Here is a 14159-nt window from a genome sequence, read left to right as displayed (position 1 = left end):
TGTCAATTAGTATAAATGACTGATTAACCGTTTTAGACGGCAAAAGTTCTGCCAGCCCCTTTTTGTTTGTGATGAGTGGAAACTATTGCGTAAGAAGGGTGATAGCCACCTGAAGTATACCGATGAGAAAACCAAGCACGCCACCAATGATCTCTACAAACCTGAACTCTTTGGCCATCACCTGGTAAAGAATTTCTTCGAGTTTATCGCCCGAAAAAGCTTTTACTTTTTCGGTTACAATATGCTCAAGATCCAGTTGTTGTTTAAGGGTGCTGCTGTAATCCTTCATTACTTTCGGGAAAAGAATCTCCAGTTCGTCCATAAACGTACCCTTGAGTTTTTCAATGGTTTTGTCACCAATAAACATACTGATCATGGGCATTGTTTCGCCCAGCTTCACCCGGAGAAAATGATCGATATGGGTTTCAACCATGGGCAATATTTTCTTCACATTTTCGGGGCTGCTGATTTTTGCTTCAATATCGGAGAAGGAGAGAAGTTCATTACTTACCAGTTTGCCCAGCTTTTCGGCAAACTGTTCCTGGCGCTTTGGAAAAATGCCTTGTATTTTAATACCCAGCACATTTACCGGGTTGCGGGGGTGAAACAGCATTTTGATGGCTACCCAATTTGTAACCCAACCAATAAAAGCAGAAATAACAGGAATTAAGATTAACCAAAGATTCATAGATTGTAATTGGGCTGCAAAGAACGTTTTATTTTTTTAATTATGGCCAAGTGATTTGCTTGTAAAACTGAATTCCATTACTTTTGCAGTCCAATAATACGGAGGTTGTAGCTCAGTTGGTTAGAGCATCAGATTGTGGTTCTGAGGGTCGAGGGTTCGAAACCCTTCAATCTCCCAAATTAGATAGTCCCTGCACAAAGTGCGGGGATTTTTATTTTGTTGGGACGATTTTTAAAATTCTTTTTCTCTGCTAACAAATACCTATAAATAACAAACCCTGCATTATTGCGGGGTCTTTGTCGATTTTTCGAATAATATGCCGGGTGTATACCCGTATTCTTTTTTAAATGCTTTTGTAAAATTTGATACATCACTAAAACCAATGCTGTAACCTGCTTCTTTTGGTGTAATGCCTTTTGTTATTAATTCTCTTGCTTTCTCTAGTCGTTGTTTGTTGTAAAATTCATACAAACGATAACCATACACCTGCTTAAAACGTTGTTTCAGTTTTGTACTGCTCATTTGGGCAATACGGGCAAGCTTAACAATGGAAGGAAATTTTTCTGTTTCCTCATTCAATAACAATTCTTCAATATTTCTGAGACGGGTAATATCTTCATCAGGAATAATCTTCTTGTTTTTTATTACCAACGACTCATTAAGGTATGTGCTGAAAAAATATTCAAGCAAAAGAATGATCCTGCTTTTTAATGCAAGCCTGTCGGGTTCACTGGTCAATTTTGTATCAAAAATGCGGTTCAGCTTTTCTTGAATTTCCTGATTAATGGGAAGTTTTTCAATTAATTCCAGTCCCTGGCTGGTAAGTAATTCAACCTGGAGCTTTGTATTTGCATCAAAGTGATCGGCTATCCATTGGGGAGTGAGGTAAATACCCAGCCTCTTCAATTTTGAACCGGCACGGTAATTCACTTCCAGTTCTGTATTGGTTGAGGAAACAAAAATGTTGCTTCTGTTTTTATTCAGGCTATCGGTGAGAGAATCTTTCTTATGACGGAGACGGATGTAATCGCTCACCTGTGTCTGGTTAAAATAAATCAACAGACCCATCTGATTATTGCTGACACGGTGAAGAGTACAATCGTCGTTCAGTTCCACATTCATCATTACATAAGAAAATGTACGGTCAATGCTGTCAGAAAAACAATAACCATTTCCCAAGGCTTCGGTTAAGTTGAGCAAATTGTTTTTTGCTTTAATGCCGGAATCCTCGCTAAGTTCCTGAATCCAGGATTTAAAGTTCTTTTGTTTAAAACGAAAATACATTCGGGGCTAAACTACAATTTACTGATATTACTTTATGTAGAACGAAATATGATAATTTTTTATACGTCAAAATCCCGTCATCAATTCAACCGTTGTTTTATTTCCTGTAGTTTTAATAATGCTTCAACAGGTGTAAGTCGGTTGATGTCGATACCATCGAGCATGGTTCTGATTTCATCAAACGTTTGAGAGTGTATATCAAAAATATTCAACTGCATTTTTTGCGTGGGCAGTTGCTTTAATTGTTCTTTAATGTCGCCGCTGCTGCGTTGCTCTTCGAGTTGTTTAAGAATTTCATTGGCACGGTTAATCAAAGAAACGGGCATGCCGGCCATTTTCGCAACATGTATACCAAAGCTGTGGGTGCTGCCACCCGGCGCCAGTTTTCGCAGGAAGATGATTTTGTTGCCAACTTCTTTATTGGTTACATGGTAGTTTTTAATGCGGGAAAATTTTTCTTCCAGCTCATTCAATTCATGATAGTGTGTAGCGAATAATGTTTTTGGCTGATGACCGGATTGGTGCAGGAATTCTGCAATACTCCAGGCAATAGAAATGCCATCATAAGTTGATGTGCCTCGGCCAATCTCATCAAGCAAAATTAAACTGCGTGATGAGAGATTGTTGATGATGCTTGCTGTTTCATTCATCTCCACCATGAAGGTACTTTCGCCGCCACTTAAATTATCGCTGGCACCAACACGTGTAAAAATTTTATCGGTTAAAGGAATTGTTGCTGCAGTGGCTGGAACAAAACTTCCCATGTGTGCCATCAAAACGATCAAACCTGTTTGACGAAGCAAGGCACTTTTACCACTCATGTTTGGCCCCGTAAGAATAATGATTTGCTGCTCCTCTTTGTCAAGCACAAGATCATTTGAAATGTATGATTCACCCACCGGCAGATTTCGTTCAATTACTGGATGACGTGCATCTTTCAATTCAAGCGTTGCTTCGTTCTGCATCTGCGGACGAACGTATTTACATTGCAAAGCATTTTCTGCAAAACAACTTAGACAATCGAGAATAGCCATTGCCTGCCCGTTTATTTGAATAGGGCCAATGTATTCCTGTAACTCGATCAATATTTTTTCAAACAGTTCGCTTTCAATCTTCAGAATTTTTTCTTCAGCGCCGGTGATCTTCTCTTCGTATTCTTTTAATTCCGGAGTGATATAGCGTTCAGCGTTGGCAAGCGTTTGCTTCCTTGTCCATTCAGGTGGGACTTTATTCTTGTGTGTATTTGTTACTTCTAGATAATAACCAAACACATTGTTGAAAGCTATCTTTAAAGATGGAATGCCTGTTGCTTCACTTTCACGCTGCTGTATTTCAACTAAATATTCTTTTCCATGATGAGCAATGCGACGGAGTTCATCTAATTCGCTATTAATGCCATCTCTTATTACATCTCCTTTACTGATAATCACGGGAGGATTATCGACAATCTCGTTTAATATTTTTTCAGCAATGTAATGACAAGGGTTAATCGTGTCGCCTAATCTTTTTAAGTATGGATTAGTGGATGCAGCACATTGCTCTTTTATTTTTTCTGCAAAGCCCAGGCCTTTTGCCAAGTGCAGAATTTCTCTTGGGTTAATTTTCTTTAACGGAAGCTTCGCCACCAATCTTTCTACATCACCACTTTGTTTCACTAGTGATTGCAATTGTTTACGCAGGTCAGTTTCAAGAATCAAAGATTGTACTGCATCTAAGCGTTCATTGATGCGTTCCATATCTTTCAACGGCAACAACATCCAGCGGCGCATCAAACGTGCACCCATGGGCGATACAGTATTATCAAGCACTTTTAACAATGAATGTCCACCATCAGCATTGCTGCCCAGCAGTTCAAGATTGCGAATGGTAAAGCGATCCATCCACAAATAATCAGCTTCATCCAAACGTTGAATAGAAGTGATATGGTTGAGGTTCGGATGTTCTGTGTCTCTTAAATAATGAAGAACAGCACCTGCTGCAATAGAACCAAGTTTTAATTCCTCTATTCCAAAACCTTTTAGTGAATGTGTTTGAAAATGCTTCAGCAATAATTCTGTAGCATATGCTTCTGCAAAAATCCATTCTTCTAAATGGTAAGTATAGAACTTGGTTCCGAAGTTTTCTTTGAATTGTTTTTGCTTGTTACGTTGAAAAACAACTTCGGCAGGCTTTAAACTCTGCAATAGTTTATCAGCATATTCTTTGTTGCCTTCTGCAATAAAAAACTCGCCTGTGCTGATATCTGCAAATGCCAAACCATACCGTTCATTTTCTTCGTGAATGGCTGCAAGAAAATTATTGCTGTCGTGTTCTAGTAATTTATCACTGGTGGCAGTACCAGGGGAGAGTAGTTCAGTTACCCCACGTTTTACAATTCCCTTTGCTTGTTTTGGATCTTCCAGCTGATCGCAAATAGCAACACGAAGCCCTGCCTTTACCAGTTTATGCAAGTAAGTATCTAAGGCATGATGAGGAAACCCAGCCAGTTCGTTACTGTCAACTGATCCGTTATTCCGTTTGGTTAAGGTTATACCAAGAATGCGTGATGTGGTGATTGCATCCTGTCCGAAAGTTTCATAAAAATCGCCAACACGAAATAAAAGGATCGCATCGGGGTATCTTGCTTTGATCGCCCGGTGCTGTTGCATCAATGGAGTTTCTGAGCCTGCCTTTGCCATGGCGGCAAAAATAAGGAAGCAGTCAGTTCAGTTAGGGATTAATTGTTCAGACTTTTATCAGAGAAAAAGTATCTCGTAATCCATATCAGCAAACTGGCTGAACATGGCACTTACGCCGCAGTATTTTTCTTTCGATAGGGTAACAGCTTTCTTTACCTTTTCCTGGTCGTCTTCCTTCACTTTAATGATGTAAGTGATCTTTACATCGGTATAAGTTTTAGGAGAATCTTCGCTCAGGTCGGCTTCAATATCCATACTAAAGTCGCTGAATTCAACCCGCATTTTATTGAGCATTCCTACCACATCAATACCCGTACAACCAGCAAGGGAGGAGAGCATGAGTTTTTTAGGACGTGGTCCCATATTGGTGCCACCGTCGTTTTCCGGGGTATCTATTATAATGGTATGATTATCGAGGTTACTACTGAAGCGCATTCCCCCTTCAAAACGGGTAACTACTTTATGATCTGCCATGAAATTCTGTTATTTGGCCTGCAAACCTATGCAAATATGCCCGAGTTTTGCACAAGTTGAGCTGATCGCCAAATCTGGTAAAGAAAAAACAGATTTTATTTCAGTTTTTTAGCCGAATTCTCCTACCTTTGCCGTCCAAAAAATTAGTATCATGGCTAGAGTTTGTCAGCTTACAGGAAAAGTGCCGGTTGGTGGAAACAAGGTTTCGCACTCAAATATTAAGACGAAACGTCGTTTTTTACCCAATTTGCAAACAAAGCGTTTCTTCCTGGCTGAAGAAGATAAGTGGGTAACACTTAAAGTTTCTACAGAAGCGATTCGTACAATCAACAAAAGAGGATTGTACAACGTGGTGAAGGAATTGAGAGCAAAAGGAGAACATATTTAATAAGCATATTTAAACTGAGCTAAAATGGCAAAGAAAGGTAATCGTGTTCAGGTGATCCTCGAATGTACAGAGCACAAGACTTCAGGTCAGCCTGGTACAAGTCGTTACATCACCACCAAGAATAAAAAGAACACACCGGAGCGTCTGGAGTTGAAAAAATTCAACCCTATTCTTAAAAAAGTAACGACGCACAAAGAAATTAAATAATGTGTTTAACGCACATTTGAATTATTCAAACAATCCGCAGGGATTATAAATTAAGAAGTCATGGCAAAAGCAGCTTCAAAGAACGCAAAGATTAAGGATGCCAAAGCAGCGGCAGAATCTAAAAACTGGACTAAAGTAATCAGGGCCGTACGCAGTCCTAAATCTGGTGCATACACTTTCAAAGAGCAAATTGTGCACAAGGATAAAGTGAAAGATTACCTCGCTCAAAAATAACTTATACCTGATCAGTATATTACAAAGCTGTTCCAAGTTCATAAACATGGAGCGGCTTTGTTGTTTTTATACTCTTCATGGTTCATTGTAATATTGTAATGTAAAACACAAACAATGGGATTTTTTGGTAAGCTATTCGGAAAGAAAGAGAAAGAAAGCCTGGACCAGGGATTGGAAAAAACCAAGGAAGGGTTTCTCGGAAAAATTGCAAGAGCTGTTGCAGGTAAAGCCACCGTTGATACTGAAGTGCTCGATAACCTGGAGGAAGCTTTGGTTAGTGCTGATGTGGGAATTGAAACAACAGTAGAAATTATTGAGCGCATTGAAGCACGTGTAGCTAGAGATAAATACATTAATACTTCAGAGCTTAATTCAATATTGCAACACGAAATCGAAAATATTTTGGTTGATGCTCCTGCAGATACAACTTATTCCAACTTCGATTTGCCGGCAGGTAAGAGACCATTTGTGTTGATGGTTGTTGGAGTAAATGGTGTTGGTAAAACTACAACCATCGGTAAACTTGCTCACCATTTTACACAGGCTGGCAAAAAAGTAATGCTCGGGGCGGCAGATACATTTCGTGCTGCGGCGGTTGATCAGTTAACCATCTGGAGTGATCGTGCAGGTGTGCCGATTGTAAAACGTGAAATGGGAAGCGACCCTGCATCAGTTGCGTTTGATGCAGTTAGCAGTGCGGTTGCAAAAGACATTGATATATTGATTATTGACACCGCCGGTCGTCTCCACACCAAAACTCACCTGATGGAAGAGTTGAGTAAGATCAAACGTGTGATTCAAAAAGTAATCCCTGATGCGCCACATGATGTATTGCTTGTGCTGGATGGATCAACGGGTCAAAACGCTATTGAACAGGCAAAACATTTTACTGCCGCAACTGATGTAACAGGCTTAGTGATCACCAAGCTGGATGGAACGGCCAAAGGTGGTGTTGTTTTGGCAATAGCTCACCAATTCAAAATTCCGGTAAAGTTTATTGGGGTGGGAGAGAAAGTGGAAGATCTGCTTGTGTTCGATAAACATGAGTTTGCCGATAGTCTTTTCAATCTTACAAAGTAATTCTGCGAACTTCCTTAAAAATAAAAACCTCCTGTAATCAGGAGGTTTCTTTTTCGATTCGTTAGAATCTTATTTTTTCTTAGCAGCTTTTTTAGCAGCTTTCTTTTTAGGAGCAGCTTTTTTAGCAGCTTTCTTTTTTGGAGCGGCTTTTTTCGCAGCTTTTTTAGGAGCAGCTTTTTTAGCGGCTTTCTTTTTTGTTGCCATTTTCTTAGAATTTAATGATTAGTAAAAAACTTAACAGGGTAAAAATAAAAAAATTTTTTATTTAAAAAAATTTTTTTAAGCACCTGCTTCAACGGGGGCAACAGAAACGAAAGTCTTATCGTTCTTTCCTTTTCTGAATTCAACAACACCATCAGCTAATGCAAAAATTGTATAATCTTTACCAACGCCTACGTTTTTACCAGGATGATACTGAGTACCTCTCTGACGAATAATGATGTTACCAGCTGTTGCAGGTTGACCACCATAGATCTTTACACCAAGGCGTTTGCTTTGTGAATCACGACCATTCTTTACACTACCTTCACCTTTTTTATGTGCCATTTTATAAGAATTTGAAAATTATAGAATTTGAAAATATGAAGTGCAACTTCAGATTTTACGCAATACCGGTTACTTTAATGTGAGTGTAAAGCGTACGGTGTCCTTTCTTTTTACGGAAACCTTTACGACGTTTCATTTTAAAAGCGATCACAGTTTTGCCTTTTCTTTCAGCAACGATCTCAGCTTTCACTTTTACTTTCGCATCAGCACCAACACTGATTTTTCCATCCGTGTCAACATATAATACATCAGAAAACTCAACTTGGTCACCAGCGTTACCTTCAATATGAGGAACGTACAGGCTCTGACCTTCTGAAACTTTAAACTGCTGACCGGCTATTTTAACTACTGCAAACATAACTTTCCAATATTAGGGCTGCAAAGGTAGGGATAAAATTGCTTTGAAAACAAGTTTCAAGCTAAAAAATTTGCCCCTATTTTAACGGGTTCCTTTGAGCTTGTAAAGCTACATTTGTGGGCTCAAACTGGGTTTCGGAATGAAAATTAAATCAGTGCTTGCTAAACCATTTGCAGGCTACATCTATAAATCGATCCAAAAAAATAAGCTTACTGCTATTGCCGACCAGGACCAGATCCTGAAACAGCTTCTGAAAGCCGGCAAGGACACCGAATATGGAAAGATGCAGGATTTGGGAAAGCTCAATGGCTATGATGAATATAAACAGGCTGTACCTATCAGGGATTATGAAGATTTTCGTCCCTGGATCGACAAGATAATTGAAGGCAAGCACAATGTTTTATGGAAAGGTCTTCCCATGTACTTTGCTAAAACTTCCGGCACCACCAGCGGTGTAAAATACATTCCCATCACCAAAGAATCAGTTGGAAATCATTTCGGTACAGCCCGTAACGCCGCTCTTTGTTATGCGGCTGAAACGGGCAACACCCGTTTTTTTGATGGTAAACTTATTTTCCTTTCGGGGTCACCGGAATTGGAAAGGGTGGGTGGTATCCCTACGGGCCGGTTAAGCGGTATTTCAAACCATCTTATTCCCAAATATCTCCGCACCAATCAGTTACCTTCTTACGAAACCAATTGTATTGAAGATTGGGAAACCAAGCTGGCCAGGATTGTGGATGAAACGCTTAACCAGAATATGACGCTTATTAGCGGTATTCCCCCATGGATGCAGATGTACTTTGATGAACTGATGAATCGCACAGGCAAGAAAGTAGGAGACATTTTCCCCGACTTTAAGGTTATGATCCAGGGAGGTGTAAATTTTGAACCCTACAAGGCTAAGCTTTTTGAAAGTATCGGGCGAAAAGTGGACAGCATAGAAGTGTTCCCTGCAAGTGAGGGATTCTTCGCTTTCCAGGATTCGCAGGAAGCGGAGGGCTTATTATTAAATACCAACGATGGAATTTTCTTTGAATTTGTGCCTGCTGCTGAAATTCATAACGAAAGCCCCACTCGTTTATCGTTGCGGGATGTGAAGGTGGGTGAAAACTATGCACTCATTATTAGTAGCAATGCGGGCTTGTGGGCGTATAATATTGGTGACACCGTAAAGTTTGTTTCAACTGAGCCTTACCGTTTGGTGGTTACTGGCAGAACCAAACATTATATCTCTGCATTTGGTGAGCACGTTATTGGTGAAGAGGTAGAACAAAGCTTGCTAAAGGCTGCCAGTGAAGAAAACATTCACATCACTGAGTTTACTGTGGCGCCAATGATACAGCAGGGTGAAGGTAAAAGTTACCACGAATGGTTTATCGAGTTTGAACGTCAACCACAAAATCTTGAGCAATTCGCAACACGTCTAAACAATAATCTCCGTGACAAGAATATTTATTATGATGATCTTATTGTTGGTAATATTTTACAACCCTTAAAGATCACGCCTGTTAAAAAGAACGGATTTATCGATTACATGAAAAGTATCGGTAAATTGGGCGGACAAAATAAAGTGCCACGTCTCAGCAATGATCGAAAGATTGCTGATGAGTTGATGAGATGGGCCGATAATTAAACGATTGAACAGGATAATAACCTGACTGTTTTTTCCAATAGGTTTGCAGTTAGCATCCACACCCACATTATGCAGGAACAACAAAAGAAACGCATCGCAATATTTGGATCAACCGGTTCTATAGGAACGCAGGCGCTTGATGTAATTGAAGCCAATCCCGGGTTATTTGAAGTAGAAATTCTCACCGCACATACCAATGATGAATTGCTGGTTAAACAAGCACTGCAGTTTAATCCTAATGCTGTCGTAATTGTTGACGAAAAGAAATACGAGAAAGTAAAACAGGCACTTTCATCAACTGATGTAAAAGTGTTTACCGGTGAACAATCTTTAGAAGAAGTAGCGGCCTTTGATACTTATGATATGATGCTGGCTGCCATTGTTGGTTTTGCAGGTTTAAAACCAACATTGAAAGCTATCGAAAATAAAAAAGCAATCGCTTTAGCAAACAAAGAAACACTGGTGGTGGCTGGTGATATTGTAATGCAAAAAGCAGTTGAGAATCGTGTGCCAATCATTCCGGTTGATAGTGAACACTCAGCTATTTTTCAATGCCTTGTTGGTGAGCATCGCAATAAAATAGATAAGGTTATTCTAACCGCAAGTGGCGGTCCGTTTCGAGGTCGCAAGCCAAACTTTCTTTTGAATGTAAAGCGTGATCATGCATTGCAACATCCTAACTGGAGCATGGGTGCGAAGATCACCATTGATTCAGCTACGTTGATGAACAAAGGTTTGGAAATGATTGAAGCAAAATGGTTGTTTAATCTTGCTCCCGATCAAATACAGGTTGTCATTCATCCGCAAAGTATTATTCATAGCATGGTGCAGTTTGAAGATGGAAGTCTTAAAGCTCAAATGGGTTTGCCCGACATGAAGTTGCCCATTCAATACGCCATGGCATTTCCGCTACGTCTTGCAAATAATTTTCCACGTTACGATTTTAAAAAGATCAATACCCTTTCGTTTGAAGAACCCGATCTTAAAACTTTCCGCAACCTGGCATTGGCCATTGACGCTTTGCAAAAAGGCGGCAATCTTCCATGCATCATGAATGCAGCAAATGAAATTGCTGTATGGGCTTTTCTGAAAAACAGGGTAGGGTTTTTAGATATGACTGACATCATTGAAAAAACAATGAACCATGTTCCCTTTATTGCCAAACCGACACTTGAAGAATATTTCGAAAGTGATGCGGAAGCAAGGAACTATACAGCCTCTCTTATTCAACTCTAACATTCACAAAAAATTCTCAGTAACCTTCCTTTTTTCAGCGATATTTGCTGATTCCATATCAAAAAATGAAAAACAAGGACTAATTTATTAACTATGTTATTAGCAATTAACTGGGCCGATTTCGGAATCAAAGCCGCACAATTATTACTGTCGCTTTCAATTCTCATCGTCTTTCATGAATTCGGTCATTACATTACGGCTCGCTGGTTCAAATGCCGTGTAGAAAAATTCTATCTCTTCTTCGATCCATGGTTCTCCTTATTTAAAAAGAAAGTTGGCGAAACGGAATATGGTATCGGTTGGTTACCGCTTGGTGGTTATGTAAAGATATCGGGCATGATCGATGAGAGCATGGATAAAGAAGCCATGAAATTACCTGCACAACCCTGGGAGTTCCGCAGCAAACCAGCCTGGCAACGTTTGATCATCATGATTGGCGGTGTTACAGTAAACGTAATCCTTGCCTTCATTATTTATGCAATGATCCTGTTTGTTTGGGGTGAAGATAAAATACCGATGGACAGTGTGAAAAATGGTGTGTGGATCACCGATAGTTTAATGTATGAAGCGGGCATAAGAAATGGCGATAAAATTGTTTCAATTGGTGGAAAACCTGTTGCATATTTCGACGATGTAAACAAGAACATCCTTACTGCTAAACAGATGGTAGTTGATAGAAACGGCGAGCAAAAAAATATCATCTTCCCCGTAGATCTTGTGGGAAAGCTGGTTGAAAGCAAACGCAGGAGAAGATTGGTTGAAATGCGTGTAGTACCACTGGTTGGTGAGTTCGACAAAAAAGATACGAGTTTTGCAAGTCGTTCAGGCTTGAAGAGCGGCGATAAAATTGTAGCTGTAGATTCTGTACCGGTTAATTATTTTGATGAATTGATTCCGTTAGTGGCGAAGAAGAAAAACGGAACAGTTGAATTTACAATTGACCGTAACGGAGAAAAAGTTGCTGTTGTGTCGAAGGTTGGACCTGAAGGTAAAACGGGGCTTGGTCTTGCAGAGTTTGAGCAATATGCAGCCGCAGGTGATTTTAAAATCAATCATCGTTCATATTCTTTCTTTGAATCGTTCCCTGCAGGTATTAAGAAGACATTTGGTAAGCTGGGCGATTATATTGAACAGTTTAAACTCATTCTTCGTCCTGAAACGGGCGCCTATAAAGGTGTAGGTGGTTTTAAATCGATGGGTTCAATTTTCCCTTCTGTTTGGGATTGGGAAAATTTCTGGAGTATTACTGCTTTCTTCAGCATCATACTTGCATTCATGAATTTATTGCCCATTCCTGCTTTGGATGGCGGACATGTATTGTTCACATTAATTGAGATGATCACTGGACGCAAACCAAACGAGAAGTTTTTGGAGTATGCACAAATCGTTGGTATGGTAATATTGTTTGGATTGTTGATCTACGCAAACGGTAATGATTTGTTTGGCTGGAACAGGTAAGCGGATCATTTTACATCATTAAAAAAAGAGAAAGCAAACGCTTTCTCTTTTTTATTGCTTAAAGTTCAATGCCGATCTTTTTCATTAAGATAGAAGCATTCATACTTTGACAAATACCTCTTTTTAATTTGTAGTCGAAGTACAACTCCTCTTTATTTACCTGCACGTCGAAATGGTAGTTGTGGATTAAGGCAGGGTAATCATCAGCCAGCTTTGCTAACTCGAGATCATGCGTTGCTAGTATACCTGTGGCTTTATGATGCAATAATTGTTTGATCAACGCCTTTGAGCCTGAATGACGATCATTTGAATTAGTACCCCTTAAAATTTCATCGAGCAAAATAAAAACTGCTTCTTTGTTATTTACGGCATCAATAATTTGTTTCAGTTTTTTCAACTCTGCATAAAAAGTGGAAGTGCTTTCTTCGAGGTTATCTTTAATGCGCATGCTGCTCATAACTTTTAACGGAGTAACGGTTAAATGCTTCGCACAAACAGGAGCGCCCATTCCCGCTAACACCATGTTTACACCCACACTTCGAAGGAAGGTACTTTTGCCCGCCATGTTTGAACCGGTGATGAGGTTCACCTGTTCTTTGCCAACTGTAGAAAAATCGTTCAGTACATTTTTATGTTCTTCAATCAAAGGATGTCCTAATTGTTCAGCAATAAAAGTTGGTTGGTCGGATTTTAATTGAGGGAAACTCCAATGCGGATGATTAAAGGCGAGTGTGGCAATGCTGGTCAACGCTTCCAGTTCAGCCAAGGCTGCAAACCAATGGTTGATCTGTTGATTGTTTTTTTGTTTCCATTTCTCCAGTTGAAGTACCTGTTGTAAATCCCATAACAGAAAAATATTTAAAGGAATAAATACAACCGGGTTCATACGATAATCAAAACGATTAAAGATATTTTTCAGTTCAAGTATTTGCTGCGAGGCTTTGTTTGAACCAGAATTAAATTGATTTTTCAATTCAACAAGTAAGGGGTCCTCAAAGGCTGCCAGCTCAATACAGGCAATACTGTTTGAAAGCACTTCCATTTGACCAGTTATCTTATTGAGCTTACGATAAAGAGGAACAATCATTCGTGTAATAGCAAATGCAATGATTGTAAACACAAGCAGCGATTGAAGAAAACGCTGGTAAGTAATTATATCAAACAAAAAACAAACAAAAATGGCAATAGCAATAACGGGGAAAATATACCGAATGATCTGCCATATATTTTTATCAATGAATTGATTTTCTTCTTTCAGCCATTCTTCCATTTTCTTTTCTGTTGCAATTGTAATGGTGGAAGAAGAACCATGTGCCTGCAACTCCTGTCGCCAGTTTGTTTGTTCAACTAATTCCTGTGCAGCTTTTTGCCTTGCCTGTATAGTTGCTGCAGCCGAAGGTGCAAGCAACCAATCGGCAAGAAGGCGATTTCCTTGTTCTGAATGGGTTCTGTTGATGTATTGATAAAGTGAAGCACGCCCGAAAATATCCAGGTCGCCGGCGTAAGCATGTTCATCTTTATAAAATTCACCGCCATCTTTTTGATGTGTGTAGTTGTGTTGCAGGTAAAGTATTTCCTGCTTGTTAAGTTCAATCAATCGTTCATGATGACTGATAGCTTCTTTGTTTACGAGGTCTTTTCTTACAGCAAACAAAAAGGTCGCCAATCCAATGAATAAGATAAAAACCGACACAAGAATTCCGGAAGGGGAAAAGAACCAGGTGAGCAACACGGTTATTGCTAAAATCCCAAACCTTATCCAGCCAAGTAGCTGTTTACGTTTTAACAACCGATTGAGTTTGGTTGTAAGATCACTGATCTGCTGATTATAAAATATCTCCGGTTTCATCGTTTCTGCCATGCTGTAAATCTATGAAAGAATGAACGATCGG

General features: G+C 39.5%; 15 protein-coding genes and 1 tRNA gene. 8 read left to right on the top strand and 8 right to left on the bottom strand.

The window, feature by feature from the left end:
• Positions 1-82 precede the first annotated feature (82 nt).
• Positions 83-688: a DUF445 domain-containing protein gene (locus ACO1QW_RS08145; RefSeq protein WP_486257416.1), complete on the bottom strand. Its 606-nt coding sequence runs from the start codon at positions 686-688 to the stop codon at positions 83-85.
• 101 nt (positions 689-789) lie between these two features.
• Between ACO1QW_RS08145 and ACO1QW_RS08140 the strand changes: the two genes are divergently transcribed.
• A tRNA-His gene (locus ACO1QW_RS08140) sits at positions 790-863 on the top strand.
• Positions 864-970: 107 nt separating this feature from the next.
• On the opposite strand, the gene ACO1QW_RS08135 is transcribed toward ACO1QW_RS08140, so the two are convergent.
• From ACO1QW_RS08135 to ACO1QW_RS08125, 3 genes are all read right to left on the bottom strand, one after another.
• Positions 971-1972, bottom strand: coding sequence for a helix-turn-helix domain-containing protein (locus tag ACO1QW_RS08135; protein WP_486257414.1), 1002 nt, complete (start codon positions 1970-1972; stop codon positions 971-973).
• Positions 1973-2052: 80 nt separating this feature from the next.
• Entirely contained in the window at positions 2053-4650 is a 2598-nt protein-coding gene (mutS, locus tag ACO1QW_RS08130; protein WP_486257413.1) for a DNA mismatch repair protein MutS, read from the bottom strand.
• Positions 4651-4707: 57 nt separating this feature from the next.
• A complete protein-coding gene (locus tag ACO1QW_RS08125) occupies positions 4708-5124 on the bottom strand; it encodes an OsmC family protein (RefSeq protein WP_486257411.1) in 417 nt (138 codons plus the stop codon).
• Between the two features lie 151 nt (positions 5125-5275).
• Between ACO1QW_RS08125 and rpmB the strand changes: the two genes are divergently transcribed.
• The 4 genes from rpmB (at position 5276) to ftsY (ending at position 7033) form a co-directional block, all read left to right on the top strand.
• Positions 5276-5512 carry a 50S ribosomal protein L28 gene (rpmB, locus tag ACO1QW_RS08120; protein ID WP_486257409.1) on the top strand — a complete coding sequence of 79 codons (237 nt, stop codon included), beginning with the start codon at positions 5276-5278 and terminating at the stop codon, positions 5510-5512.
• Between the two features lie 24 nt (positions 5513-5536).
• Entirely contained in the window at positions 5537-5719 is a 183-nt protein-coding gene (gene rpmG / locus ACO1QW_RS08115) for a 50S ribosomal protein L33 (RefSeq protein ID WP_129132648.1), read from the top strand.
• A 60-nt stretch (positions 5720-5779) separates the two neighbouring features.
• Positions 5780-5953 carry a DUF4295 domain-containing protein gene (locus ACO1QW_RS08110; RefSeq protein ID WP_129132649.1) on the top strand — a complete coding sequence of 58 codons (174 nt, stop codon included), beginning with the start codon at positions 5780-5782 and terminating at the stop codon, positions 5951-5953.
• Between the two features lie 114 nt (positions 5954-6067).
• On the top strand, positions 6068-7033 hold the full coding sequence (ftsY, locus tag ACO1QW_RS08105; RefSeq protein WP_486257406.1) for a signal recognition particle-docking protein FtsY: 966 nt from the start codon (positions 6068-6070) through the stop codon (positions 7031-7033).
• A gap of 69 nt (positions 7034-7102) precedes the next feature.
• Here ftsY and ACO1QW_RS08100 read toward each other — a convergent pair whose 3' ends face one another.
• The 3 genes from ACO1QW_RS08100 to rplU all read right to left on the bottom strand — a co-directional run bounded on the left by ACO1QW_RS08100 (position 7103) and on the right by rplU (position 7937).
• The gene (locus ACO1QW_RS08100; RefSeq protein ID WP_340439051.1) at positions 7103-7237 is read right to left on the bottom strand and encodes a hypothetical protein; all 135 of its coding nucleotides are present in this window, start codon (positions 7235-7237) and stop codon (positions 7103-7105) included.
• A gap of 75 nt (positions 7238-7312) precedes the next feature.
• Positions 7313-7579, bottom strand: a complete 267-nt coding sequence (gene rpmA / locus ACO1QW_RS08095) for a 50S ribosomal protein L27 (protein WP_486257403.1) — start codon at positions 7577-7579, stop codon at positions 7313-7315.
• Positions 7580-7634: 55 nt separating this feature from the next.
• Positions 7635-7937 (bottom strand): 50S ribosomal protein L21, encoded by a 303-nt coding sequence (gene rplU, locus ACO1QW_RS08090; RefSeq protein ID WP_182801766.1) that lies wholly within the window; start codon positions 7935-7937, stop codon positions 7635-7637.
• A gap of 139 nt (positions 7938-8076) precedes the next feature.
• Here rplU and ACO1QW_RS08085 point away from each other — a divergent pair, with 139 nt between their 5' ends.
• From ACO1QW_RS08085 to rseP, 3 genes are all read left to right on the top strand, one after another.
• Positions 8077-9573: a GH3 auxin-responsive promoter family protein gene (locus tag ACO1QW_RS08085; protein ID WP_486257400.1), complete on the top strand. Its 1497-nt coding sequence runs from the start codon at positions 8077-8079 to the stop codon at positions 9571-9573.
• Between the two features lie 69 nt (positions 9574-9642).
• A complete protein-coding gene (locus ACO1QW_RS08080) occupies positions 9643-10809 on the top strand; it encodes a 1-deoxy-D-xylulose-5-phosphate reductoisomerase (RefSeq protein ID WP_486257398.1) in 1167 nt (388 codons plus the stop codon).
• Between the two features lie 93 nt (positions 10810-10902).
• Positions 10903-12267 carry an RIP metalloprotease RseP gene (gene rseP, locus ACO1QW_RS08075; protein WP_486257396.1) on the top strand — a complete coding sequence of 455 codons (1365 nt, stop codon included), beginning with the start codon at positions 10903-10905 and terminating at the stop codon, positions 12265-12267.
• Positions 12268-12325: 58 nt separating this feature from the next.
• Here the strand turns inward: rseP and ACO1QW_RS08070 are convergent, their stop codons facing one another.
• Positions 12326-14128 carry a MutS-related protein gene (locus ACO1QW_RS08070; RefSeq protein ID WP_486257394.1) on the bottom strand — a complete coding sequence of 601 codons (1803 nt, stop codon included), beginning with the start codon at positions 14126-14128 and terminating at the stop codon, positions 12326-12328.
• Between the last annotated feature and the right edge of the window lie 31 nt (positions 14129-14159).

The organism is Lacibacter sp., assembly GCF_057361365.1.
The sequence above is the reverse complement of the archived record's forward strand: the minus strand, read 5'-3'. Positions and strand labels throughout refer to the sequence as shown.